22 protein-coding genes are annotated in these 23,941 nt (G+C 59.6%); 14 read left to right on the plus strand and 8 right to left on the minus strand.

Annotated features, from left to right (window positions below):
- The first annotated feature begins 56 nt into the window (after positions 1-56).
- The 7 genes from bhsA (at position 57) to cydB (ending at position 8,371) form a co-directional block, all read left to right on the plus strand.
- Positions 57-314 carry a multiple stress resistance protein BhsA gene (gene bhsA / locus VGC33_RS15650; RefSeq protein ID WP_331121695.1) on the plus strand — a complete coding sequence of 86 codons (258 nt, stop codon included), beginning with the start codon at positions 57-59 and terminating at the stop codon, positions 312-314.
- A 12-nt stretch (positions 315-326) separates the two neighbouring features.
- Positions 327-584 carry a hypothetical protein gene (locus tag VGC33_RS15655; RefSeq protein ID WP_331121696.1) on the plus strand — a complete coding sequence of 86 codons (258 nt, stop codon included), beginning with the start codon at positions 327-329 and terminating at the stop codon, positions 582-584.
- 761 nt (positions 585-1,345) lie between these two features.
- On the plus strand, positions 1,346-2,227 hold the full coding sequence (locus tag VGC33_RS15660; protein WP_331121697.1) for a PhzF family protein: 882 nt from the start codon (positions 1,346-1,348) through the stop codon (positions 2,225-2,227).
- A gap of 172 nt (positions 2,228-2,399) precedes the next feature.
- Positions 2,400-5,372, plus strand: coding sequence for a formate dehydrogenase subunit alpha (gene fdhF / locus VGC33_RS15665; RefSeq protein WP_331121698.1), 2,973 nt, complete (start codon positions 2,400-2,402; stop codon positions 5,370-5,372).
- Positions 5,373-5,858, plus strand: coding sequence for a helical membrane plugin domain-containing protein (locus VGC33_RS15670; protein ID WP_331121699.1), 486 nt, complete (start codon positions 5,373-5,375; stop codon positions 5,856-5,858). It abuts the gene before it with no gap.
- A gap of 37 nt (positions 5,859-5,895) precedes the next feature.
- Entirely contained in the window at positions 5,896-7,341 is a 1,446-nt protein-coding gene (locus VGC33_RS15675; protein WP_331121700.1) for a cytochrome ubiquinol oxidase subunit I, read from the plus strand.
- 4 nt (positions 7,342-7,345) lie between these two features.
- Positions 7,346-8,371 (plus strand): cytochrome d ubiquinol oxidase subunit II, encoded by a 1,026-nt coding sequence (gene cydB, locus VGC33_RS15680; protein ID WP_331121701.1) that lies wholly within the window; start codon positions 7,346-7,348, stop codon positions 8,369-8,371.
- Here cydB and VGC33_RS15685 read toward each other — a convergent pair.
- The 3 genes from VGC33_RS15685 to VGC33_RS15695 are packed head-to-tail and all read right to left on the minus strand — an operon-like array spanning position 8,341 to position 11,401.
- The gene (locus VGC33_RS15685; RefSeq protein ID WP_331121702.1) at positions 8,341-9,396 is read right to left on the minus strand and encodes a lysylphosphatidylglycerol synthase domain-containing protein; all 1,056 of its coding nucleotides are present in this window, start codon (positions 9,394-9,396) and stop codon (positions 8,341-8,343) included. The two genes, cydB and VGC33_RS15685, sit on opposite strands and share 31 nt — an antisense overlap.
- A complete protein-coding gene (gene clsB / locus VGC33_RS15690; RefSeq protein WP_331121736.1) occupies positions 9,393-10,637 on the minus strand; it encodes a cardiolipin synthase ClsB in 1,245 nt (414 codons plus the stop codon). Before clsB ends, VGC33_RS15685 begins: the two co-directional genes overlap by 4 nt.
- Before the next feature lie 2 nt (positions 10,638-10,639).
- Entirely contained in the window at positions 10,640-11,401 is a 762-nt protein-coding gene (locus VGC33_RS15695; RefSeq protein ID WP_414636943.1) for an endonuclease/exonuclease/phosphatase family protein, read from the minus strand.
- A 286-nt stretch (positions 11,402-11,687) separates the two neighbouring features.
- Here VGC33_RS15695 and phoA point away from each other — a divergent pair, with 286 nt between their 5' ends.
- A complete protein-coding gene (gene phoA, locus VGC33_RS15700) occupies positions 11,688-13,115 on the plus strand; it encodes an alkaline phosphatase (protein ID WP_331121704.1) in 1,428 nt (475 codons plus the stop codon).
- A 167-nt stretch (positions 13,116-13,282) separates the two neighbouring features.
- The gene (locus tag VGC33_RS15705) at positions 13,283-14,377 is read left to right on the plus strand and encodes a DNA alkylation repair protein (protein ID WP_331121705.1); all 1,095 of its coding nucleotides are present in this window, start codon (positions 13,283-13,285) and stop codon (positions 14,375-14,377) included.
- A gap of 2 nt (positions 14,378-14,379) precedes the next feature.
- Here the strand turns inward: VGC33_RS15705 and VGC33_RS15710 are convergent, their stop codons facing one another.
- Together VGC33_RS15710 and VGC33_RS15715 are read right to left on the minus strand one after the other, a co-directional pair.
- The gene (locus VGC33_RS15710; protein ID WP_331121706.1) at positions 14,380-14,856 is read right to left on the minus strand and encodes a GNAT family N-acetyltransferase; all 477 of its coding nucleotides are present in this window, start codon (positions 14,854-14,856) and stop codon (positions 14,380-14,382) included.
- An 80-nt stretch (positions 14,857-14,936) separates the two neighbouring features.
- On the minus strand, positions 14,937-15,686 hold the full coding sequence (locus tag VGC33_RS15715) for an SDR family oxidoreductase (RefSeq protein ID WP_331121707.1): 750 nt from the start codon (positions 15,684-15,686) through the stop codon (positions 14,937-14,939).
- Between the two features lie 98 nt (positions 15,687-15,784).
- Here VGC33_RS15715 and VGC33_RS15720 point away from each other — a divergent pair, with 98 nt between their 5' ends.
- Positions 15,785-16,153 (plus strand): winged helix-turn-helix transcriptional regulator, encoded by a 369-nt coding sequence (locus tag VGC33_RS15720; RefSeq protein WP_331121708.1) that lies wholly within the window; start codon positions 15,785-15,787, stop codon positions 16,151-16,153.
- A gap of 16 nt (positions 16,154-16,169) precedes the next feature.
- Here the strand turns inward: VGC33_RS15720 and VGC33_RS15725 are convergent, their stop codons facing one another.
- Together VGC33_RS15725 and VGC33_RS15730 are read right to left on the minus strand one after the other, a co-directional pair.
- Complete coding sequence (locus VGC33_RS15725; RefSeq protein WP_331121709.1) at positions 16,170-17,435, minus strand: translesion error-prone DNA polymerase V subunit UmuC; 1,266 nt, start codon at positions 17,433-17,435, stop codon at positions 16,170-16,172.
- A gap of 2 nt (positions 17,436-17,437) precedes the next feature.
- Complete coding sequence (locus tag VGC33_RS15730) at positions 17,438-17,857, minus strand: translesion error-prone DNA polymerase V autoproteolytic subunit (protein WP_331121737.1); 420 nt, start codon at positions 17,855-17,857, stop codon at positions 17,438-17,440.
- Between the two features lie 349 nt (positions 17,858-18,206).
- On the opposite strand from VGC33_RS15730, the gene VGC33_RS15735 reads away from it, so the two are divergent.
- The 4 genes from VGC33_RS15735 to dmsD are packed head-to-tail and all read left to right on the plus strand — an operon-like array spanning position 18,207 to position 22,759.
- Positions 18,207-20,657: a DmsA/YnfE/YnfF family dimethyl sulfoxide reductase gene (locus tag VGC33_RS15735; protein WP_331121710.1), complete on the plus strand. Its 2,451-nt coding sequence runs from the start codon at positions 18,207-18,209 to the stop codon at positions 20,655-20,657.
- A 3-nt stretch (positions 20,658-20,660) separates the two neighbouring features.
- On the plus strand, positions 20,661-21,278 hold the full coding sequence (locus tag VGC33_RS15740) for a DMSO/selenate family reductase complex B subunit (RefSeq protein WP_331121711.1): 618 nt from the start codon (positions 20,661-20,663) through the stop codon (positions 21,276-21,278).
- 1 nt (position 21,279) lies between these two features.
- Positions 21,280-22,140, plus strand: a complete 861-nt coding sequence (locus VGC33_RS15745) for a DmsC/YnfH family molybdoenzyme membrane anchor subunit (RefSeq protein WP_331121712.1) — start codon at positions 21,280-21,282, stop codon at positions 22,138-22,140.
- 10 nt (positions 22,141-22,150) lie between these two features.
- Complete coding sequence (gene dmsD / locus VGC33_RS15750; RefSeq protein ID WP_331121713.1) at positions 22,151-22,759, plus strand: Tat proofreading chaperone DmsD; 609 nt, start codon at positions 22,151-22,153, stop codon at positions 22,757-22,759.
- 55 nt (positions 22,760-22,814) lie between these two features.
- Here the strand turns inward: dmsD and VGC33_RS15755 are convergent, their stop codons facing one another.
- Complete coding sequence (locus VGC33_RS15755; RefSeq protein ID WP_331121714.1) at positions 22,815-23,711, minus strand: DUF4097 family beta strand repeat-containing protein; 897 nt, start codon at positions 23,709-23,711, stop codon at positions 22,815-22,817.
- Positions 23,712-23,941 lie beyond the last annotated feature (230 nt).

Below are 23,941 nucleotides of genomic sequence, written 5' to 3' on the forward strand. Positions count from 1 at the left end.
TAACAAATAACGTTGACCGACAAATCCTGCACCGATAACGAATAGAGAGAAACATCATGAAAAACGTAAAATATGCCATCGCCGCCATCGCCCTGAGCGCCGTCTCTTTTGGTAGTTTCGCCGCGCAACTCGCGACGTCCGCCCCGGCGGGCCAGCAGCCGGCGGGCGTGATCAGCGCCAGCGGCGGCACCAACCTGTCTTCACTGGAAAGCCAACTGTCCGCTAAGGCCACGGCCGAAGGCGCCAAGTCTTTTGTCATTACGTCCACCACCGGCCAGAATAACCTGCACGGCACGGCGGTAATCTACCAATAAGGGATGGGTATCATGATGAACAAAATTAATCTTGTTATCATCGCCCTGGCAAGCGTCGTCTCGTTCGGCGCCGCCGCTGCCGACACCATCAATACCGCCCGGTATGAACCGCACCAGGTGGTATTGACCACCGTCGGCGCCAGGACCGGAGTGCCGGCGCTGCCCGGCCACCGCAGCGATCAGAGCGTGCGCGTGGATAATCGCGATTATCCGGCGACCTCGGTGTCGGGGCCGAATAACATGCACAGTACCTCGGTGGTCTATGAATAGCGCTTTATCAGCGCGCCATCAATCCAGGGCTTTGCCCGTTAAATGTCCGTCAAAAAGCGTTTGCGTTATTTTACCCCGCAAACGCTTTTTTCATGCCTGGCTGAATTAACGCTTTCTTTTATCTTCTCCCTCGGTATCCTGTGTCGGGAATAATCTTAAATTTCTTACAAGCAAAATAAATAATATACAAATATAAGCATTTTCCTATAGGAATAAATTAATCAACTCTTTCTATTTTCAATGAATTTACCCTTCTATTCAATTATCGCAACTAGAAACATCTGTGTTAAATATCTTTACGGTTGCCGCCGTTGACCCCTCCCTGCTAATAGATAATGATTCAACGGTAACGTAATTATTAATATATGGAGCAAAACAATGCGTCGCATTTTAGCATTTGTCGGAATAATTGTTCTTAGCGCCGCGCTCAGCGGTTGCCTGTGGCCGCCTCCTTGGGGCGGCGGTGGCGGCGGTGGCGGCGGCGGCGGTGGTTATCACCACGGCGGCGGACCGGGCCGCGGTTGATTTTATTAACCCCGCGGCATAATACCCATTGAGAGCTGCGCCCCAACTGTCAGGAGCCGTTATTGACAGTTGGCGGCGCAGTTTTTTCGCCGCCGGTCCGGTGGAACGGTCGGTTAACCGCTCCCCCCGGCCTGGCGGTTATCTCAAAGCTCAATATCCCGCCGCCCATCCTTGCAGTTATCCTTCAACCACGCCAGAATCGGCAATAATCGCCTTACGATTAAAAAGGATGAATGATGACCGAACTGCGACGCTTTAAACAGGTGGATGTGTTTACCGCCACGCCGTTACTGGGCAATCCCCTGGCCGTCATTCTTGACGCCGACGGCTTATCCGATCGGCAGATGCTGGCCGTGGCCCGCTGGACCCATTTATCCGAAACCACCTTTGTCCTGCCGCCTTCGTCCGCCGGCGCCGATTATCATGTGCGCATTTTTTCCCCGGCCGGTGAATTGCCTTTTGCCGGCCATCCCACGCTTGGCACCGCCCACGCGATGCTGGAAAGCGGCTTTAAGGCTAAAACAGCCGGGCGGTTAATCCAGGAGTGCGGGGTGGGCCTGGTTCCTATCGATATTTCCCGCGCCGGATGGCTGGCGTTCCAGGCGCCGGCGGCCAGGATCTATACGATGAACGAAAGCTATTTCCCCCTGCTGAACGCCGCCGTGGGCGGTGAGACCACGGTCACCTGGTCCCCCCCGGTGGTGGTGGACATGGGGATCCGCTGGCTGATCGCCCGGGCCGACAACGCGCTGTCCTGTTTACAGATGAAACCGGACACCCTTGCCCTGGAGCGACTGCTGAAACGCTGCGAAGCGGACGGCCTGGCGGTTTATGGCCTGCATGAGGCAAAAGGCCCCGCTGATTACGAGGTCCGGGCCTTTTTGGTGGAACGCGGCGCCCTGGTGGAAGATCCGGTCACCGGCAGCGCCAACGCCTGCCTGGCGCGCCTGCTGCACGCCCAGGGATTTCCTGATAATCCGGCCTTCGCCGAGTCGTGGCGCGTGCGCCAGGGTACCGCCCTGGGGCGCGACGGCCAGGTCTGCGCGCGGTTTATCGACGGCGAGCCGTGGATTGCCGGCCAATCGGTCACCGTGGTCGACGGTACTTTCAGGCTGTAGCCGCCAGGCAATTGTTAATAACATACATAATTACTGTTAATAATTAGCAACAATCTGCGAACTGTGTGGCTATTGCGCATCAATGATTACCGACTACCTTTAACAATATCTTCGTGGCCGCCATGGCCAATGCGCGCACGATATGTGGTGGTTGTCATTTGAGGGCGGCCTGATGAGCCAGACAGATTGCACGATTATGTTTGATGGGGTGCCGTTGACCGGCAAAGCGGATACGCCGCTGGTGGATTTCCTGGCCGCGCAGGGCGTCAACCTGCCCCATGTCTGTTATCACCCGGCGCTGGACCCGCTGAAAACCTGCGATGTCTGCTGGGTGGAACAGGATCATCAATTGGTGCGCGGCTGTACCTTGCGCACCCGTGACGGCATGATACTCAACAGCCGGGGCGCGCAAGCCCAGGCGGCGCAGGTTGAGGGCATGGATCGGCTGCTGGCCAAGCACGAGCTGTACTGCACGGTATGCGAGCACAATACCGGCGACTGTACCCTGCACAACACCATGGCGGATATGCATATCCCCATCCAGCGTTATAAGTTCGAGCGCAAGCCGTACGCAAAGGACCACTCTAATCCGTTTTACACCTACGATCCCGATCAGTGCATCCTGTGCGGCCGCTGCGTGGACGCCTGCCAGAACGTTGAGGTCAACGAGACGCTGAGTATCGACTACGGCGCCGATCACCCGCGCGTGCTGTGGGACGGTGGTGAAAAAATCGCCGGCTCCAGCTGCGTCAGCTGCGGTCACTGCGTCACGGTCTGTCCCTGCAACGCCTTAATGGAAAAAACCATGCAGCCGGATGCCGGGCCGTTTACCGCCATGTCTCCCGATCTCAAACGCCCGCTGATCGATATGATCAAAACCATCGAGAACACCACCGGCGCGGAAATCATTACCGGCATATCCATGATGGATATGCACTGGCGCCAGCCGGAAATCAAGCGGACCAAAACCGTCTGCACCTATTGCGGCGTGGGCTGTTCGTTTGAAATGTGGACCCGCGATCGGCATATCCTGAAAGTGCAGCCGATGGTGGATGCGCCGGCCAACGGCATCTCCACCTGCGTTAAAGGCAAATTCGGCTGGGATTTCGTCAACAGCGAAGCGCGCCTGACCACGCCGCTGATTCGTGAAAACGGCCGTTTCCGCAAGGCGGGCTGGGATGAAGCGCTGGATCTGGTGGCGCGCCGCCTGCTGGAAACACGTAATACTCACGGCGCTGACAGCATCGGGTTTATCGGTTCCAGCAAGGCCAGCAATGAAGAAGCCTACCTGACGCAAAAAATCGCCCGGCTGATTATCGGCACCAATAGCGTCGACAATTCGTCCCGCTACTGCCAGAACCCCGCCACCCAGGGCCTGTTCCGCACCGTGGGATATGGCGGCGACGCCGGTTCCATCAGGGATCTGGAACGGGCCGAACTGATTATTATCGTCGGCAGCAATACCGCCGAGAACCATCCGGTGATTGCCGCCCGCATCAAGGCGGCGCGCAAGCACCACGGCCAGCGGCTGATGGTCGTGGATCCGCGTAAACACGAGATGGCCGAGCGCGCCGATATCTTCCTGCGCATCAACTCCAGCACCGATATGGTCTGGGCGTCCGCCATGGCACGTTATATGTTTGATCATGGTTATGCGGATACGGACTTCCTGGCGGCACGGGTTAACCAGGTGGATGAGTACCGCCAATCCCTGGCGCCTTTTACCCTGGCGTTCGCCGAGCGGGTTACCGGCATTACGCGCCGGCAGCTGATCGCCGCCGCCGACATGATTGGCCGGGCATCCTCCGTCTGCATACTGTGGGCGATGGGCATTACCCAGCACAGCCACGGGGCGGATACCAGCACGGCGCTGTCGAACCTGCTGCTGGTGACCGGCAACTACGGCCGGCCCGGCACCGGCGGGTACCCGATGCGTGGCCATAATAACGTGCAGGGGGCGAGCGATTTCGGCTGCCTGAAGGACTACTATCCCGGTTATGAAAAGGTCACCGATCATCAGGTGCGCGCCAAATGGGCCAAAGCCTGGGGCGTGGCGCCGGAAAGCCTGTCCGATAAGGCCGGCGATGATAATTTCACCATGGTCAAGCACGCGAAGGAGCGAAAAATCAAGGCGATGTATGTGATTGGCGAGGAAACGGCGTTCTCGGACGCCGATGCCGCCAATGTGCATGAGGGGTTTACCAATCTGGATTTTCTGGTCGTGCAGGACCTGTTTATGAGCCGCACCGCCGAATTCGCCGACGTGGTGCTGCCCGGCTGTCCGAGCGTGGAAAAAGACGGGTCGTTCGTGAACACCGAGCGCCGCATCCAGCGTTTTTATGAAGTGATGCCGCCGCTCGGCGACAGCCGTCCGGACTGGCGGATCCTCACCGATCTGGCGGCGAGAATGGGACATCCCTGGGGTTATGCCCATCCCTCGGAGATCATGGCCGAGGCGGCCGGCATCGCCAAGATCTTCGCCGGCGTGACCTATGGCAGGCTGGAGGGATGGCAATCGCTGCTCTGGCCGGTCAAGGCCGACGGCACCGACACGCCGCTGCTGTATACCGATGGTTTCCATACCGATGACGGCAAGGCCATTCTTTATCCGCTGGAATGGAAACCGCCCGCCGAGGCGCAGGACGGCGAATATGATTTATTGCTGAATAACGGACGGATGCTGGAGCATTTCCAGTCCACCAATCAGACCGGACGCGGGGGACGTCTCCTTTCCCTGTCGCCGGAGTGGTTTGTGGAAGTCAGCCCCGCGCTGGCGGCGGAGCGGGGCATCGAGGAAGGCGCCTGGCTGCGCCTGGCGTCGCGGCGCGGCGCCGTCGAGGTGCCGGCGGTGATTACCGATCGGGTACAGGGCAATACCCTGTTTCTTCCCATTCACCTGGGCAAGGATGGCGTCAACGCCCTGACCGGGGAGCATCACGATCCGGATGTAAATACCCCCGCCTATAAAGAGCTGGCGGTGAATCTTACCGTGCTGCCCAGGGAGAAGATGGTCTCGCCGCTGCCGCGCCATAATTTTCGCTATGGCTCCCGCACCCCCATCGACAAGGTGCCCGTGGAGCAGAAATGGCAACGTGACGATTACCAGCCGCCGCCTGAACAAGAACCTCATCCGGAGAAATTTTAAATGGCTAAACCTATCGGTTATACGGTGGAAGCCCCGAAAATCGGGCCGGACGCCCACGAGGAGCTGGAACGCCTGCTGCAAACCCTGCACGAGCACGGCGTGCTGCGCCTGGCCAACGACCTGGCGGCCGCCAATAACCAGATAGCGCGGGTGCTGGTCAACGGACTGAGCCGTGAAGGTTCGCTGAACGTTATCCAGAACCTGTCGGTGTTGGCCATGGCGCTATCCACCTTTCCTCCCGGCCAATTCTACAAGATGGTGTTCGCCGTGCGCGATATGGTCGATGCGATAAGCCGCGCGCGGGAAGGAAACGACGCGCCGCAGGATGCGCCGGGGGTGCGGGGGCTGTATAAGATGCTTAACGATGACGCATTCTGGCAGGGGATTACGCCGTTTATCGACGGTATGAAGGCCTTTAGCCGCCGTATGGATGAAGAGGTTGATAAACCCATCTCCTCATTTACCGGCAAGCCCAGCGACGCCTGAGGTCAAACACGGCAGCCGATGCCGAAGCAAGGGTCCGATGGAACATGTTTTTCCGCTGCTGATTGCCCGCGCCCAGTTTGCCTTCACCATAGGGTTTCATATCGTGTTGGCCGCGTTTACCCTCGGCCTGGCCCATTTTCTGATGGCGCTGGAGGCAATGTGGCTGTGGCGGCGGCGACAGGTCTATCTGGACCTGTATCGGTATTGGCTGAAGATCTTTGCGCTTAACGTGGCGGTCGGCGTGGTGTCCGGGGTGGTGATGGAGTTTGAGTTCGGCACCAACTGGGGCGCGTTTTCCACGCGGGCGGGCGCGATTATCGGGCCGCTGATGTTTTATGAAGTGCTGGTGGCGTTTTTCCTGGAAGCCGGTTTTATGGGCATTATGCTGTTCGGCATGCAAAAAGTCGGGCCGAAACTGCATTTTTTCACCACCTGCATGGTCGCGCTGGGATCCCTGTTCAGCGCGTTCTGGATACTCTCCGCCAACTCCTGGATGCAAACCCCGGCGGGCTTTCTGCTGGACGATGGCGGTCGTTTCCATCCGCTGGACTGGCCGGCGATTATCTTTAATCCTTCATTTGGCTATCGGCTGGCGCATATGCTGCTGGCCGCCGTGCTCGGCACCGCGTTTATGGTCGCCGCGGCCGGCGCCTGGCATCTTCTGCGCGACAACCGCAATCCCGCGGCGCGGGTGATGTTTTCCTGGGCATTATGGACCGTGGCCGTCGCCGCGCCCTTGCAAATTCTCGCCGGCGATTTGCACGGCGAAAATACCCTGCGTTACCAGCCGCAAAAAGTCGCCGCCATGGAAGGCGACTGGAACCGCCCGCCGCCGGGCGCCGGAGAGCCGATGCGGCTGTTCGCGCTGCCGGATAGTGCGGCGCGGCGCAACCATTGGGAAGTGTCGATTCCCCATGTCGGCTCGCTCTATCTGCGCCATAACCTTACCGGCACCATTAAAAGCCTGAATGAGTTTCCGCCGCAGGATATCCCGCCGGTGCCGCTGGTGTTTTTTGCCTTTCGCGCCATGGTGGGCCTGGGGCTGGTGATGACCTTGACGGGCGTCGCGGGCGCGGCGTTGCGCTGGCGGGGCGCCCTGTGGCGGGCCCGGTGGCTGCAACGCATCATGGTACCCCTGGCGCCGGCGGGATTTATCGCCATGCTGGCCGGTTGGCTGGTCACCGAGGCCGGCCGCCAGCCGTATATGGTCTACGGCCTGATGCGCACCGATGAGGGCGTCACGCCGATATCCACCGCCCAGGTCATGACCTCCGCCGTGGCTGTGGCGACGATCTATTTGCTGGTATTCGGCACCGGGCTTATTTATATGCTGCGCCTGCTGGCCCATCCGCCGCGGCCGGGGGAAGAGGGTCCGGTACCCTCGCTGGCGCGTCAGACCGGCGATGACGCGGCGAATGCGGGACGGGAAACCGGACCGCATTCGTCGGAGCAACAGCCGCGACACGACGAAACCAGGAGTTAAGCCCATGCCGGAGCTGACTTTTTCCGCCGCCGTGCTGCAACAGTTATCCGCCGCCGCGCTGGCCTTCAGCGTGCTGATCTACGTTTTGCTGGACGGGACCGATTTGGGCGTCGGCATGCTGTATGCTTTTAACCGCGCCGAAGACGATCGCCACGTCATGACGCTTTCGCTGCTGCCTGTCTGGGACGGCAACGAGACCTGGCTGGTGCTGGGCGGCGGCGGCCTGCTGGCCCTGTTCCCCGCCGCCTACGCCATTATGCTGAGCGCGCTGTATCTACCGGTATTCCTGATGCTGCTGGCGCTGATAGCGCGCGGCACGGCGATTGAATACCGCGATCGCGCCGAACCGCGAAAGCGCTGGGTATTCGATCTGATGCTCATGGGCGGTTCGGCGTTGGCCGCCGTCAGCCAGGGCGTGATTATGGGTACGTTTATCCAGGGTATTCCCCATGACGGCGCGCGTTATACCGGCGACGGCTGGGAGTGGCTGGCCATATTTCCGCTGTTCTGCGGCCTGGCGCTAATGGCCGGTTACGCGCTGCTGGGGACCTGCTGGCTGGTCTGGCGTACCGAAGGCCTGCTGCAGACGCGCTCGCGTGCCCACGCCCGCCGGCTTGGCCCGTTGGCCCTGGCGCTGGTTGCGCTGTTAACGCTGTGGACCTGCGGCCTGCATGAGGAGTATCGCCGGCATCTGTCCGATCTGCGTTTAAGCCTGCCCGCCGGGCTGCTGCTGCTGGCGGTTGCCGGCGGATTCTGGCGCGCGTCCGTCCGGTTTGCCCTGCTGCCGCTGTGCCTGGCGCTGGCGGGCGTGGTCCTGGTATTCGCCCTGCTGCTGCTGGCGGTTTATCCGGCGGTGATCCCGCCCCGGCTGTCGATAAGCGCGGCGTCCTCGCCGCCCCTGAGCCAGGGATTCATGCTGATGGGCTTCGCGGTGCTGATCCCCGTCACCCTGGCTTACAATACCTTTGGTTTTTGGGTGTTTCGCGGCAAAATCCGCGGTCAGGCCAAAGGCCCCTTATCGGGTAAATGACCGCCGTCTTCCGCCAGCGGCCCGCGCCGCGCATTTTGCGCCTCGTCGGCCGCTTCCCGTTGGCGGTTTTTTTCCCGCAGCGCCTTGGCGCGGCTCTCAAGGCCAAGGTAAAGCACAATCGCCAGCAGCAGCGGCGCGATAAAATAGATCGCCCGGTAGGCCAGCAGGGCGGCGATAATGGTGCCATGGGACAGATGCCCGCTGCCCAGCATGGCGACAAATACCCCCTCCAGCACGCCGATGCCCGCCGGAATATGCACGATAACCCCGGCGATGCTGCTGACCAGCAGGACGCCGAGCACCAGCGGGAAATCGACGTTGTCGTTCAGTAAAATATAAATAATCGCGGCCATCGCCAGCCAGTTGGCGCAGGAGGCCACCATCTGGGCGCCGGCCATGCGCAGCGACGGCAGCACCAGCTTTTGGCCCTTGATGGTCCAGCGGCGGCGTTTGGCAAAGGCGCACAGCCAGAAATAGGCGGCGATCAGCAGCAGCAGGACGATACCCGTCAGGCGCAGCGCCAGTTCGCCGATGCCCCATTTCGCCGGCAGGTGCAGCACCCCGAACGCGCAGACCATACCGGAAAGCAGAATATACCCCAGCCAGTTGGTGGCCAGGCTCAGGCTGAAAATGCGCGTGATGGCGCTATTGGACAAACCGAGGCGGGAATAGAGGCGATAGCGCATGCCGATGCCGCCGACCCAGGCGCTGAGGGTCAGGGTAAAGGCATAGCAGATGAAGGAAACCAGCATGACCTGCTTTTTCGCCAGCTTATGGCCGCAGTAGGCGCGGCCGATAAGATCGTATACGCCATACAGCAGGTAGCTGAACACCACCAGCCCAATCACCATCAGCAACGCGTTGAGCCGGTAGCCGGTGATGGCCTGTTTCACATCGTCCCAGTCCACCTTGCGCGCATAGACCACCAGCAAGATGATGACGCCGATAAAAAACAGGCCGGTAAGGATTCTTTTAGTCATCGACCAGGCGCTGCGGCGTTTACCCGCCGGGCGTTTTCGCGTCATGATTTTGCCCCTTCGTTTTCCGGCTCGGCCCGATCCTGGGTTTCCATTTCCGGCTGGACCGGCGGCGCCACCAGCGACAATTTGGGGGTATGGGCGGGGAGCCAGCCGATCCATGCCGGGAAGTGGCGCAGGAAATGGAACACCAATACGCTTTTCGCCACGTGCCAGTAGGTCTGTTTCGGCACCTTGCTTTCGTCGATCAGTTGGCAGTCACGTTGTATCAGCCCGTTGAGATTGTCACGTAATTGCCGGGTGAATGCGCTGTCATGGATCACCAGGTTGGCCTCCAGGTTCAGCGCCAGGCTGAGCGGGTCGAGATTGCTGGAACCGACGGTGGACCAGCTGTCGTCCTGGACCGCGACTTTCCCGTGCAGCGGGCGGCGGCAATATTCATAGATTTTCACCCCTTCCGGCACCAGGTAGTTGTATAGCATGCGCGCGCCCACCTTAACGATGGGCATATCCGGCTCTCCCTGCACGATCAGCACCACCCTCACCCCGCGCCGGGCGGCGTTGCGCATTTCCTTCAGCAGGCGATAGCCGGGGAAAAAATAGGCATTGGCGATAATCACTTCGCGTTGGGCGCTGCGCAGCATATCGATATAGTGGCGTTCGATGTCCGTGTCGTGCTCATCATTATCCCGATAGACAAACAGCGCCTGGGCCTCGCCGGGCTGGCGGTTATGGGCCGGCAGCCTGGAGCGGCGGCGCAGCCAGCTGCGGTGGTGATCTTCGCTATATACCGCCTGCAGGGTGAAGCGATGGATATCCGCCACCACCGGCCCTTCCACTTCCACCGCATAGTCCTGTTTGGCCTCCGGGCCGTAATCGCTCAGGTGCTCGGCGGAAAAATTGATGCCGCCGATAAAGGCCGTCAGGCCGTCCACCACCACGATTTTGCGATGCAGGCGGCGAAACATGTTGGTGCGCAAGCCCATAAACGCCGGGCGGGGATCGTAATAGCGAAAACGCACCCCGGCGGAGGTCAGGGCGCCGACATAGGCGTCGGACAAATTCGCCGAGCCGTAACCGTCGACCATTAATTCCACCCGCACCCCGCGTTCCGCCGCGGCGATCAGGTTTTTTTGCAACGCTTTGCCGACCTTATCCTCGAACAGGATAAACGTTTCCACCAGTACTTCTTTCGTCGCCTGGCCGATACGCTCGTATAGGGCAGGGAAAAACGCTTCGCCGTTTTCCAGCAAGGTAATGCGGTTGCCGTCGCGCCACTCCATATTCATGCTCATAAACAAATCTCCACGGCGAGGGGGGCATGATCGGATAAGTGCGACCATGGCTGGTTGGCCAGGGAGGTCGGCGCGGTGATACCGGCATTTTTGACATAAATACGATCCAGGCGCAGCAGGGGGAAACGGGCGGGAAAGGTACGGGCGGGACGCCCGCGCGCCTGGGTGAATACCTCGGTCAGGCCGGCTTCGCGGCGCAAAAGCGCGTTGGCCTGCTGGCGCCAGTCGTTAAAGTCGCCGGCCACCACCAGCGGCGCGTCCGCCGGCAGCGTGGCGATATGCCTGCTCATGCGCAGCATTTGCTCCCGGCGATGCTTTTCCTTCAGTCCCAAATGCACGCAAATCACATGCAGTTGCAGTTCACGTCCGGGCACCTGTAGCACGCAGTGCAGCATGCCGCGTTTCTCGGTGCCGTCGATGGACACATCCAGATTGTTCTGGCTGGTGATGGGGAACCGGGAAAGCAGCGCGTTGCCGTGATCGCCATCGGGATAGACCGCATTGCGCCCATAGGCGAAATCGGTCCATATGGTGTCGGCCAGGAATTCATACTGCGGTACCACCGGCCAGTTTTCGAAACGCTGTGAATGCTTTTCGTGCGCGCCCAGGACTTCCTGGAGAAAGACGATATCGGGAGCAACGGTACGCACCGCCTCGCGCAGCTCCGGCAGGATAAAACGCCGGTTAAAGGCGGCAAAACCTTTATGGGTATTGATGGTCAGTACCTTAAAGGAAAATCCCTGCTCCGCCTGCGGCACGCCCGGCGCATCGTTATTGTGGTGATATTCCGTTCGAAGCATGGTAGCGAACCCCTGCAAAATTAAGCGACAAAAACCCACTCCCCGTGATAACGCGGGCTAAGTAAGTAAGAAGTAATTATTAATAAGTGTGCTTAATATCTTAGCTGCTGCGGAACAACCTCGCCAAGATTGAGCGGGTTTGTTAATTCCCTGTGTCATAAAAATGCCATCCTGGTTACGTAGACTTACAGATTATTAAATTCAGACATATTCGTCCCCCCGGCTGGCTACAGGAGTGTTATTTATGCCGCATCCGCAACGTCCCTTACTTTCCCTCGTTTTTACCCTCGCACTGGTGGGCGGCAACGCCCTGTTGGCGCCTGAGGCGGCCGGCGCCGAAAGCCCGCGCGCGGCGCAGGGTGATATTACCCAGCCCGGCGGCGCCCGCCGGCTGCAGGCGGACCAGACCGAGGCGCTGAAGGCGGCGCTGACCAACCGGCGGGCAAAAAACGTTATCCTGTTGATTGGCGACGGCATGGGGGATTCGGAAATCACCGCCGCGCGCAACTACGCGCTCGGGGCGGGCAACGCGTTCCCCGGCATTGACGCGCTGCCGCTGACCGGTCAATACACCCACTACGCGCTGGATAAGACCAGCCATAAACCCGGCTACGTCACCGATTCGGCGGCGTCCGCCACCGCGTGGTCCACAGGGGTGAAAACCTATAACGGCGCGCTGGGGGTCGATGTGTTCGGCAAGGACCATATGACCATCCTGGAACTGGCTAAAACGGCCGGCAAAGCCACCGGCAACGTGTCCACCGCCGAGCTGGAAGACGCCACCCCGGCGGCGCTGGTGGCTCACGTCGGCTCGCGCAAATGCTACGGCCCGGTCGTCACCAGTAAGGATTGCCCGGCCCAGGCGCTGGAAAACCAGGGGCGAGGCTCCATTGCCGAACAGCTGCTGGCGGCCCGCGCCGACGTTACCCTGGGCGGCGGCGGCAAAACCTTCGGCGAAATCGCGAAAGCCGGCGAGTGGCAAGGTAAAACCCTGCGGGAACAAGCCGTGGCGCGCGGCTATCAGCTGGTGGGCGATCTGGACGGCCTGCGGGGCGTGACCCTGGCCAACCAGGATAAACCGCTGCTGGGCCTGTTCGCCGAAGGCAATATGCCGGTGCGCTGGCAAGGCCCGAAAGCCGTCTATCACGGCAATATCGACCAGCCGCCGGTAACCTGCGTCGATAATCCCGCGCGCGGCGCCGGGGTGCCTACCCTGGCGGCGATGACGCAAAAAGCCATCGAGCTGCTCAATGTCAATCCGAACGGTTTTTTCCTGCAGGTTGAAGGCGCATCCATCGATAAGCAGGATCATGCCGCCAACCCGTGCGGCCAGTTCGGCGAGACGGTGGACCTGGACGAAGCGGTGCAAAAGGCGCTGGAATTCGCCCGCGCCGACGGCAACACGCTGGTGGTGGTGACCGCCGATCACGCCCACTCCAGCCAGATTATCGAAGCGGACGCCAAGGCTCCCGGCCTGACCCAGGCGCTGACCACCAAAGACGGCGCGGTGATGGCCATCAGCTACGGCAATTCCGAAGACCCCGAGTCCCAAGGCCACACCGGCACCCAGTTGCGCATCGCCGCCTTTGGTCCGTACGCGGGCAATGTGGCCGGTCTGACCGACCAGACCGATTTGTTCTATACCATGCGCGACGCGCTGGGCATTCAATAATACCTTCCGCCCGGTAAGCGCGGAAATGGACCCGGGGAGCGCGCCATGGCGTGTCAACCCCGGCCATTTTCCACCGCCGGGAAGGGGTTTGAGCACAGTGAGACTTGCCTAAACCCGCCATTTTCTTTAGCCTGCGAACTGGCTCCTCTCCCATAAGATCAGATGACATGTCCGAGCAAAGCGCGCCCGCGCTGAAGGAAATCTTTAACCATGCCCGGTTGCGCGATATCGCGGCGCAAACCGCCGCCGTCCATCCCGGTTTTGACAGCGCCCGTTTCCTGGCCGCCACCGCCGAGGGACTTGATGCGCTATCGCTGATGGCGCGCCTGCGGCGGGTTAGCGTTTGCCTGCACGACGGACTGCCTTCGGATTTAGCGCCGGCGCTGGCGATTTTACGCCGGTTGGCGCCCCGCCTGGACAATCGGTTTGTCACCCTGGTATTGCCGGAGTATGTGGCGATGTACGGGCTTGAAGATTTCGATCTCTCGATGGAGGCCCTGCGCTTTTTTACCCCCTTCGGCTCTGCGGAATTTGCCGTACGCCCGTTCCTGCGCCAGGATCTGGCCCGCGGGCTGGCGCTGATGGAGCGCTGGTCGCGCGACGATAACGAACACGTCCGCCGGCTGGCCAGCGAAGGCAGCCGACCGCGCCTGCCCTGGTCGTTTCGCCTGGAAGCGCTAAGGGCCGACCCATCGCCGGTTAAAGCGATCCTCGATAACCTGCGCGCCGATCCCAGCCTGTATGTGCGTAAATCCGTGGCCAATCACCTTAACGACATCACCAAGGATCATCCCGATTGGGTCATGGATCTGCTGGAGGGATGGGAACTGCATCATCCGCCCACCGCCTGGATCGCCCGCCATGCGCTGCGCAGCCTGATCAAGCAAGGGGATCGGCGGGCGCTGGGGTTGATTGGCGCCGGGCAGGCGGCGCAGGTCAGCCTGGAGGACATGCGGGTAAGCCCCGCGGACATCCGGCTGGGCGACAAAGTGACCGTCGCGTTCAGGCTGCGCTCGACCTCGCCCCTGCCGCAGCGGCTGGTGATTGATTACGCCATACATTATGTTAAAAAATCCGGCGGCACATCGGCCAAGGTATTTAAACTGAAAACCCTGACGCTGGCGCCGCTCGCCAGCGTCGAAATTAGCCGCAGCCAGGCCATACGCGACTTTACCACCCGCGTGCACTATGCCGGCAAACATGCCGTGGAGGTGTTTATCAATGGCGAATGCCTGGCGCGCGGGGCGTTTAGCCTTGTTTAACGCTACAGGGGTTTCACCATATTCACCCCGGTGACCCGGAAACCGCATTCATCATACAGCGCCCGGGCGCCGGGATTATCGGCCGCCACCCGCAGACCCAGCTCGGTCACGCCCTGAGCGCGCAATTGCCTATCCAGCTGCGCCAGCGCGTCGCGACCCAGGCCCCGGCGGCGCCAGGCCGGCAGGATGAAGAAGTCCAGGATATAGGCCGTCTTGTTTTTACATCCAATCCATAAATACCCCGCCACCGGCGGTTCATCCGGTGAGTCCACCGCGTCGCCCGCCTCGATGCACAACAGCTGGTTATCCGGCGTCGCCATTCCCCGCGGTAAATACCCGTCAATGCTGGCGATGGCGTTGATCCTGCCCTGCTCGATGCCGTAACCGTGGTTGGCGCTCAGATCGCGGGCATATTCCCCGATAAAAAGCCGGCGATAATCGATAAACTCTCCGGCGGTCATGTTCCTTAATTTAATCATAGCGCTATCCGTCCGATTAGGGTGCTTTGCCGCGCCGCCCTGTCCTGGTCCATGGCAAAATGACCGCGGCTATCGGTAAATCATAAACCGCTTACCCCGCCGTCGACAATCAATTCGCTGCCCACGACAAACGCCGATTCGTCACAAGCCAGATAGACCGCCGCCTTGGCCAGCTCCAGCGGCGTGCCCAGCCGGCCGAGCGGCACCAGTTGCCTGATTTGCGCCAGCAGTGCCGCGTAAGCCTCTCCGTCCAGACCCAGTTTTTCCAGCGCCGGGGTTTGCGTCGGTCCGGGGCTTAAACTGTTGACCCGGATGCCGCGCGCCAGCAGTTCCCCCGACAGGGTACGGGAAAGCGACAGCAGCGCGGCTTTGCTGGCGGCATACGGGCTGCTTTGCGGCAGGCCGATATGCGCGCTGACCGAACCACATAAAATGACCGAAGCCTGAGCATGCAGCAGCGGCAACAGCGCCTGCACCAGGAAAAACGGTCCTTTCAGGTTGGTTGCCATCAGGCGGTCCCAGCCGGCTTCATCCCACGCCTCCAACGGACGGTGGGTCACATCGGCGGCATTGATGAGCAGCACATCCAGCCGGGGCCACAGGGCGGAAAGCGTCTGCGCCAGGGCACGCTGACAGGCCATATCGCCCGCGTCGCTTCGCAGGCATACCACCCCGTCGCCCAACGCCGCGGCGGCGCGCGCCAGCGCATCGGCGTTACGTCCGGTAATGGCGACGGTGGCGCCTTCAGCCAGGAACTGACGGGCGGTTTCCAGTCCGATGCCGCTGGTGCCGCCGGTGATTAAGGCAAATTTATCGGCTAAACGGTGCATTTTTATTCCTCTGGCCGGTGAAAAATGCCATTATTTATATGATAGTATTAAAATGATAGTAGGTACCAATAGGATACTAAAGAGGCAAGGGGGATGAAATGACGGGCAGGACGATTGCGCAACCGAAAAAAAATGTACCGCCGCCGGCGTTAACGCCCTGCCCGATGATCACTTTTGTCGATCTGGTGGCCGGTAAATGGGCCATCCCCATCCTGTACCGGCTGATCGTTATCGACGCCCCGGTGCGGTTTGGCGAACTGCAGCGCGGGGTTTATCCGATCACGCAAAAGGAGCTGACGCGCCAGCTGCGCGCGTTTGAAACCAAGGGCCTGGTGCGGCGCACCCCATTTGCCGAGATCCCGCCCCGGGTTGAATACCAGGTCACCGCCCTGGGCAAAACGCTGAAGGCGCCGCTGCAATCCCTGGCGGCATGGGTCAACGCCCACCAGGAGGATTTAAGGACATAAGCCATGGCCAACAGGCTTACAGCGCCGCGCGGGGCAGATCGCTTAGCCGGGTGGTGTAGGCCGGCGACAGCATTGCGCGTTTCATTTGCCACTCCCGGCGGATGCCCTGCCCGGCAAACCAGATTTGCCCCCTGCCCGCGCGATTGACCTTATCCAGCGTCGCCATCAGCGCTTCGGCGTTAACGCGCGGCTGATATTGGTCGAACAGGCCGAGCTGCGCCACCCCCCGATCGAAAAAGTCGCCCAGCACGATGCCGGCCTTTAGATAACGCCGCCCTTCAAGCCAGATGCCATCCAGGCACCGCAGCGCCTGGGCGATGATATCCCGTGAATCGTTGGTCGGGACGGGAATGCGGCCGGTGGCCTGGTTGGCGTAATGGATTTCCCCGGCCGCGTGCGGGCTGGTGCGGATAAAAACCGATACCTGCCGGCAAAACTGCTGTTCCGCGCGCAGTTTTTCCGCCGCGCGCGCGGCATAGCTGCATACCGCCTCGCGCATATCCTGGTAGCGGGTGACGCGGGAGCTAAAACTGCGGCTACAGATAATCTGCTGCTTCACCGCCGGCATTTCCTCCACCTCCAGACAGGGCTCGCCACACAGTTCCCGCACCGTGCGCTCCAGCACCACGCTGAAATTCTTGCGGATAAACGCCGGATGGGCATCCGCCAACTGCAGCGCCGTGCCGATGCCCATCGTGCGCAGCGTTTTACCCAGCCGCCGCCCGACGCCCCACACTTCCTCCACCGGCATCAGCGCCATAAGCTTACGCTGGCGCAGCGGCGAGGAAAGATCCACCACGCCGCCGGTTTTACTCCACTGCTTGGCCGCATGGTTGGCAAGCTTGGCCAGCGTTTTGCTGGGGGCGATCCCCACCCCGGAATTCAGCTGGGTGCACTGCCGAAGGGTTTGCTGCACCTTGCGGCCGAACCGCTCCAGCGACATGCAGTGGCCAACGCCGGTAAGATTAAGAAAAGCTTCATCGATACTGTAGATTTCAACCGACGGCGCCATCTCCTCCAGCAGCGTCATCACCCGGTGCGACATATCGGCATACAGGCCGTAATTGCTGGAAAACACCGTCACGCCGTGTTGTTCAAGCAGCCGGCTTATCTTGAAATAGGGCGCGGCCATATCTATGCCGAGCCGTTTGGCGGCGGCGGAGCGGGCGATGACGCAGCCGTCGTTATTGCTCAACACCACCACCGGCCGGCCGCGCAGTTCCGGTCGGAATACCGTCTCGCACGAGGCGTAAAACGCATTGATATCCACCAGCGCGTACATGGCTATAGCGCCGCATAGATGATGAACGTCACCACCCCGAAGATGTCCACCTGGCTGTCTTCGGTGATGGCAATGGGGGCGAAGGCGGGGTTCATCGGCATCAGCCGCGCGCGGGGATGAAGCTGCAGGCGCTTGACGGTAAAACCGCCGTCGACGGAGGCGATAACGATATTGTCGTGGCCGGGTTTGAGGGAACTGTCCACCACCAGGATATCCCCTTCATGGATATTACCCTCAATCATCGATTCGCCGGTGGCGCGGACAAAATAGGTGCTGGCGGGATGGCGTACGCAGATGGCGTTGATATCCAGCCGGTTTTCCACATAATCCTGCGCCGGGCTGGGAAAACCCGCGGCCACCCGATCGCCAAAAAACGGCAGCGGGACGGCATCGCTATCCTGCGCCGTGGAATAGATTATCATCATGAGCACTCCAGATACTGTATTTTTATACAGTATAAGAGTATGCAAGTACTTATGGGAAGCCGGAATCAGCGCCGCCAAGGCAAGCGGCTGATAACCATGGCATTTAAAAATCACCCGCTTAATGTCGGCGGACGCAAGCCCTGAGCGATGATTTGTATGATAAAACGAGAGCAAGATCATACTTTTGGTTCTTAAAAACCCTTTTTATTATGCGACTTTGTTCGGGAACAACATTTTCCGCCTGTTTTTCGCGCACTATGGTCCAATGAATTGTAACCACAGTCATCATCAGACCTTATGGCAATGTGGGTGCAACGCTTTATGAGCGCAATGTGACGGGTGAGAAATGAAAAACAAAACATTAACTCTGCTTGGCGAAGCCGCCATCAGCCGGCGCAGCCTGGTAAAAGGCGGCGTGGCGACCGGGGGATTGCTGTTGGCCAGCAGCGCGCTGCAGCTTCCTTTCCTGTTTGCCCGCGCGGCCGAAACTCCGGCCATGCCCGCGGGAAGCGCCGACAAAGTGGTCTGGAGCATGTGTTCGGTCAATTGCGGCAGCCGCTGCGCGCTCAGGCTGCACGTGCGCGACGATGAAGTCTATTGGGTGGAAACCGATAACACCGGCCGCGATGAATACGGCGATCATCAGGTGCGCGCCTGCCTGCGCGGCCGCTCCATGCGCCGCCGCATGAACCACCCGGAACGGCTGAAATATCCGATGAAACGGGTGGGCGAACGCGGCGAAGGCAAATTCCAGCGCATCAGCTGGGATGAAGCCCTGGACACCATTGCCGATAATCTCAAGCGTATCGTCAAGGATTACGGCAACGAAGCGGTGTATATCAATTATTCCTCCGGCGTCACCGGCGCCAATTTCGCCCGCTCCTCGCCCTCGGGCTCGCTCATTACCCGTTTGATGAACTGCTACGGCGGCTACCTCAATCAGTACGGCACCTACAGCACCGCCCAGATCAACGCCGCCATGCCCTACACCTACGGCAGCAACGACGGCAACAGTACTTCGGACATCGCCAATAGCAAGCTGGTGGTGATGTTCGGCAACAATCCGGCGGAGACCCGCATGAGCGGCGCCGGCATCACCTACCATCTTGAACAGGCGCGCGAACGCTCCAACGCGCGGATGATCGTCATCGATCCGCGCTATACCGATACCGCCGCCGGGCGCGAGGATGAATGGATCCCCATCCGTCCCGGCACCGACGCGGCGCTGGTATCGGCGATTGCCTGGGTGTTGATCACGGAAAACCTGGTGGATCAGGCGTTTCTGGACGCCTACTGCGTCGGTTATGACGAAAAAACCCTGCCGGCCGGCGCGCCGGCCAACGGCCATTACAAAGCCTATATCCTCGGTCAGGGCGACGACGGCATCGCCAAGACGCCGGAATGGGCCGAGAGGATCACCAGTATCCCCCGCGATCGTATTATCAAGCTGGCGCGTGAAATCGGTTCGACCAAACCGGCCTATATCTGCCAGGGCTGGGGTCCGCAGCGCCAGGCCAACGGCGAACAGACCGCGCGCGCCATCGCCATGCTGCCGATCCTCACCGGCAACGTCGGCATCAACGGCGGCAACAGCGGCGCCCGCGAGTCCACCTACACCATTACCATCGAACGGCTGCCGGTATTGACCAATCCGGTGAAAACCCAGATCCCGGTATTTTTATGGACCGACGCCATCTCACGCGGCAAGGAAATGACGGCGTTAAAAGATGGCATAAAAGGCAGGGACCGGCTTGAAGTGCCGGTTAAATTTATCTGGAACTACGCCGGCAATACCCTGGTCAACCAGCATTCGGATATCAATCGCACCCACGAAGTCCTGAAAAACGAACGCGATTGCGAAACGATCGTGGTGATTGAAAACTTTATGACCTCATCGGCGAAATACGCCGATATCCTGTTGCCGGACCTGATGACCACCGAACAGGAGGATATCGTCCCCAATGATTATGCCGCCAATATGGGCTATCTGATTTTCGGCCAGCCCGCCACCACGGCAAAATTCGAGCGCCGCTCGATTTATCAGATTACCAGCGATATCGCCCGGCGCCTCGGCGCTGATGTGGCGCAGAAATTTACCGAAGGACGCAGCCAGTCCGAATGGCTGCAATTTTTATATGCCAAAATGCGGGCCAAGGATCCTCTGCTGCCCTCCTATGAACAGTTGAAAGCCCAGGGCATCTATAAACGCCAGGATCCCGACGGCCATTTTGTCGCCTACCGTAAGTTCCGCGAGGACCCGGCGGCCAATCCGCTGAAAACCCCGTCCGGCAAAATTGAAATCTATTCGGCGGCGTTAGCGCAGCTGGCCGCCACCTGGCAGCTACAGGCGGATGAAAGCATCAGCCCGCTGCCCCGCTATGTGCCCACCTTCGAGGGCTGGGACGATCCTTTGCGCGCGCGCTTTCCGCTGCAGATGGCCGGTTTCCACTATAAGGCGCGCACCCACTCCAGCTACGGCAATATCGACGTGCTGCGGGCCGCCTGCCCGCAGGAAGTGTGGATCAATCCTCTCGATGCCGAAAGCCGGGGCATCCGCAACGGCGATAAGGTACGGGTGTTCAACGACCGGGGCGAGATCAGGATCGACGCCAAGGTGACGCCGCGCATCCTGCCCGGCGTTACCGCCGTCAGCCAGGGCGCTTGGCATCAGGCCGATATGGCCGGGGATAAAATCGATCACGGCGGCTGCATCAATACCCTGACCACGCAGCGTCCATCGCCGCTGGCCAAGGGCAACCCGCAGCATACCAATCTGATACAGATCGAGAAGGTGTAGTAAATGAGCACGCAATACGGTTTTTATATTGATTCGAGCCGCTGCACCGGCTGCAAGACCTGCGAGCTGGCCTGCAAGGATTACAAGAACCTGGGGCCGGATGTCAGTTTCCGCCGCATCTATGAGTATGCCGGCGGTACCTGGCAGGCGGACGGCGCGGGCTATCGCCAGGATGTGTTCGCTTATTACCTGTCCATCGCCTGTAATCATTGCGAGGATCCCGCCTGCGTCAAAGTATGCCCGAGCGGCGCCATGCACAAAGGCGAAGACGGTTTTGTGGTGGTCAACGAGGATATCTGTATCGGCTGCCGCTACTGTCATATGGCCTGTCCCTACGGCGCGCCGCAGTTTAACGAAGCCAAGGGGCATATGACCAAATGCGACGGCTGCCATGAGCGCGTGGCGGAAGGACTTAAGCCGATCTGCGTGGAATCCTGCCCGCTGCGCGCGCTGGATTTGGCGCCCATCGGCGAACTGCGCGACAAATATGGCGACCTGGCCGACGTGGCGCCGCTGCCGGCGGCGCATTTCACCATGCCCAACCTGGTGATCAAGGCCAATGCCAACAGTCGCCCGCAGGGCGACACCACCGGCTTCCTCGCCAATCCAAAGGAGGTGTGATATGGGTAACGGATGGCATGAATGGCCGCTGATGTTTTTTACCGTGGCGGGCCAGAGCGTAATCGGCGGTTATCTGGTGATGGCCATGGTGCTGCTGGCCGGCAACCTGACCGTGCAGCAGGCGCGGCGGGTACATCTGGCCATGTTTTTCCTGTGGCTGCTGATGGGGCTGGGATTTATCGCCTCAATGATGCACCTGGGCTCGCCGATGCGCGCCATGAACGCGCTTAACCGCCTCGGCGCCTCGCCGCTAAGCAATGAAATCGCCACCGGCTCGCTGTTTTTCGCCCTCGGCGGCATCTACTGGCTGATGGCGGTGCTTAACCGCATGCCGCTGGCGCTTAACAAGATCTGGCTGGTGATGACCGCGCTGTCGGGCCTGGTATTTCTTTATGCCATGGGCCGGGTGTATATGATTGATACCGTCCCCACCTGGGACAATCTGTATACCCCGCTCGGTTTTGTGCTGACGGTGTTTATCGGCGGTCCGCTGCTGGGCTACCTGCTGCTGCAGGCGGCCGGCATCCGGGGGCCGGGCTGGCGCTACCTGCCCTGGGTCAGCGTTATCGCGGTGGTGATAAGCGTGGCGGCGGTAATGATGCAGGCCGCCGGACTGGCCGCCATCCACAGTTCGGTGCAGCAGGCCTCGACGCTGGTACCCGATTACGGCTTGCTGATGGCCGGCCGGGTGCTGCTGCTGGCGCTCGGACTGGCCTGCTGGCTATGGCCGGTGGCGCGCGGCAATACGCCGCCGTTGGCGGGCCTGACGCTGGGGCTGGCGCTGGTGCTCGGCGGCGAGCTTATCGGCCGGGCGGTATTCTACGGCCTGCATATGACGGTGGGCATGGCGATTGCCGGTTAGGGGCGACGAGATGAGTGAGATGAATATGGCCCTTACCGGGCGCACGCTGGGGGCCTTGCTGTATTACCCGCCCCTGTCGGCGCAAAACGCCGGGCTGTTGACAGCGCTGGCGGCGCCGGCATGGGAGCGGGAATGGCCGGTCGGGGGCGGCGTAAAAGACGCGGCGGCGCTTATTCGCCAGGGCCTGGCCGCGCCTTGGCATGACGCTTTGGAGGAGACCTTTCAAAACCTGTTTATCGGCCCCTATGCCCTGCCCGCTCCGCCCTGGGGATCGGTTTATCTCGACAAGGAGAGCGTGTTGTTTGGCGAATCCACCGTGGCGCTGCGCCGCTGGCTGGCGCAGGAAGGCATCGCCTCCCTACGGCAGGACGGCGAGCCGGAGGACCATATCGGCCTGCTGCTGATGCTTGCCGCCTGGCTGGCGGAAAATAATGAAAGCGTGCTGGACGCCCTGCTGGAGCAGCATATATTACCCTGGTCGGGACGCTACCTGGAATTGCTGGAACAAGGCACGGAGCATCCGTTCTATCGGGGCCTGGCGCGCCTGGCCAGCCTGACGCTTGAAGACTGGCGGCAACGGCGGGATTTGCAATGGCTGAAGAGGGAATTGTGGCGTTGATGGCCGCATGATACGATCAACATTATGCTATCCGTGTAGGGCAATGGGTCCTGGATTATGCTTTTTGGATAGTCAGCCCAGGCATGCTGTGGTCGCCGTCGAAACGCGCGCCCTCTTTGAGGATCAACGTGCAAGTAGCACCGTCGAACTGAAGCGCTTTCACGACCGTGCCTTTCCCGAGCGTGATAACTTTTTCTTGCGCGGGGGCGGCGTACTGGCCTGTAGCGAGATTGTGTGTAGGATTCCCGGGTTCGTATCTTACACCATTTATCATGATAATATTATTACAACCGCCAACTTGCACGTAGGGGCTACAAAATATATTTTTTTTGCCCCCCACCATAATCACGCCGCTAGAAATTGTATTCACATTAGAATTATCATTATCTTTCAATTTTATAGTGCCAATATTCGATCCCGCGCCAATATGTAAATCACTTGAGTTTATTTCAAGTGTCTCATTTATTGTAGAGTTTTCTATAGATAAATGCCCTGTAATGAGGGTGACGCTGCCCGTGACAAGACTGTTGTTTAGCGTAATATTTCCTGAAATAACCTTTAGCGATGTTGCGGTTGAATCATACATTTTTATGGCACCCGACGTCGATGAAATATGATTACCCACCGCTTTATGGGAGAGGTTTATGTGTCCTGAGATATTAATAACATTATTTACATGAACCTTTTCACACTGAATACCCCCACTTACATTACTTGCATCACAGTCAATCTTTCCTCCTTTCAAAGCAATGTGGCCACTCACATTTTTGATGGTTTTGCGGGACGCGCCCGCCTGGGTATAACAGTTCTCCAACGTTATATCGCTATTAATTCTATTAACGTCCGAATCAAGGCATGTATTAACAAGATTAACTGCTTGCTCGTTATTGCTTGTGAAACTTATGCTTGGATGTGCGCCCGTAATAACTGTAAAAGACCCATTGATGTTCATTAATCATTTTCCATATATAGTTTAAATTGCATCGCCATAATAATATGATGGCAATCAGTAAAGGATTTAACTGTAGAAAAGTATTCAGTACCAAAAAAGAAGTGTATCGGACTCAGATTAAACCCTCATTAAATAACATCAACTTTACATTCGCGATAAATCACCTGCGCAGTATTGACGAAGGCCCCAATAAGCATGTCGCTAGCGGATTGTGTGTTGCCACGCATAAT

The organism is Acerihabitans sp., assembly GCF_036398755.1.
Classification (GTDB): Bacteria; Pseudomonadota; Gammaproteobacteria; order Enterobacterales; family Enterobacteriaceae; genus Acerihabitans.

Excerpts from the sequence above, each read along its gene's own strand:
- bhsA (WP_331121695.1), top strand. The coding sequence starts at position 57 with ATGAAAAACGTAAAATATGCCATCGCCGCCATCGCCCTGAGCGCCGTC.
- VGC33_RS15655 (WP_331121696.1), top strand. The coding sequence starts at position 327 with ATGATGAACAAAATTAATCTTGTTATCATCGCCCTGGCAAGCGTCGTC.
- VGC33_RS15660 (WP_331121697.1), top strand. The coding sequence starts at position 1,346 with ATGACCGAACTGCGACGCTTTAAACAGGTGGATGTGTTTACCGCCACG.
- fdhF (WP_331121698.1), top strand. The coding sequence starts at position 2,400 with ATGAGCCAGACAGATTGCACGATTATGTTTGATGGGGTGCCGTTGACC.
- VGC33_RS15670 (WP_331121699.1), top strand. The coding sequence starts at position 5,373 with ATGGCTAAACCTATCGGTTATACGGTGGAAGCCCCGAAAATCGGGCCG.
- VGC33_RS15675 (WP_331121700.1), top strand. The coding sequence starts at position 5,896 with ATGGAACATGTTTTTCCGCTGCTGATTGCCCGCGCCCAGTTTGCCTTC.
- cydB (WP_331121701.1), top strand. The coding sequence starts at position 7,346 with ATGCCGGAGCTGACTTTTTCCGCCGCCGTGCTGCAACAGTTATCCGCC.
- VGC33_RS15685 (WP_331121702.1), bottom strand. The coding sequence starts at position 9,396 with ATGACGCGAAAACGCCCGGCGGGTAAACGCCGCAGCGCCTGGTCGATG.
- clsB (WP_331121736.1), bottom strand. The coding sequence starts at position 10,637 with ATGAATATGGAGTGGCGCGACGGCAACCGCATTACCTTGCTGGAAAAC.
- phoA (WP_331121704.1), top strand. The coding sequence starts at position 11,688 with ATGCCGCATCCGCAACGTCCCTTACTTTCCCTCGTTTTTACCCTCGCA.
- VGC33_RS15705 (WP_331121705.1), top strand. The coding sequence starts at position 13,283 with ATGTCCGAGCAAAGCGCGCCCGCGCTGAAGGAAATCTTTAACCATGCC.
- VGC33_RS15710 (WP_331121706.1), bottom strand. The coding sequence starts at position 14,856 with ATGATTAAATTAAGGAACATGACCGCCGGAGAGTTTATCGATTATCGC.
- VGC33_RS15715 (WP_331121707.1), bottom strand. The coding sequence starts at position 15,686 with ATGCACCGTTTAGCCGATAAATTTGCCTTAATCACCGGCGGCACCAGC.
- VGC33_RS15720 (WP_331121708.1), top strand. The coding sequence starts at position 15,785 with ATGACGGGCAGGACGATTGCGCAACCGAAAAAAAATGTACCGCCGCCG.
- VGC33_RS15725 (WP_331121709.1), bottom strand. The coding sequence starts at position 17,435 with ATGTACGCGCTGGTGGATATCAATGCGTTTTACGCCTCGTGCGAGACG.
- VGC33_RS15730 (WP_331121737.1), bottom strand. The coding sequence starts at position 17,857 with ATGATAATCTATTCCACGGCGCAGGATAGCGATGCCGTCCCGCTGCCG.
- VGC33_RS15735 (WP_331121710.1), top strand. The coding sequence starts at position 18,207 with ATGAAAAACAAAACATTAACTCTGCTTGGCGAAGCCGCCATCAGCCGG.
- VGC33_RS15740 (WP_331121711.1), top strand. The coding sequence starts at position 20,661 with ATGAGCACGCAATACGGTTTTTATATTGATTCGAGCCGCTGCACCGGC.
- VGC33_RS15745 (WP_331121712.1), top strand. The coding sequence starts at position 21,280 with ATGGGTAACGGATGGCATGAATGGCCGCTGATGTTTTTTACCGTGGCG.
- dmsD (WP_331121713.1), top strand. The coding sequence starts at position 22,151 with ATGAGTGAGATGAATATGGCCCTTACCGGGCGCACGCTGGGGGCCTTG.
- VGC33_RS15755 (WP_331121714.1), bottom strand. The coding sequence starts at position 23,711 with ATGAACATCAATGGGTCTTTTACAGTTATTACGGGCGCACATCCAAGC.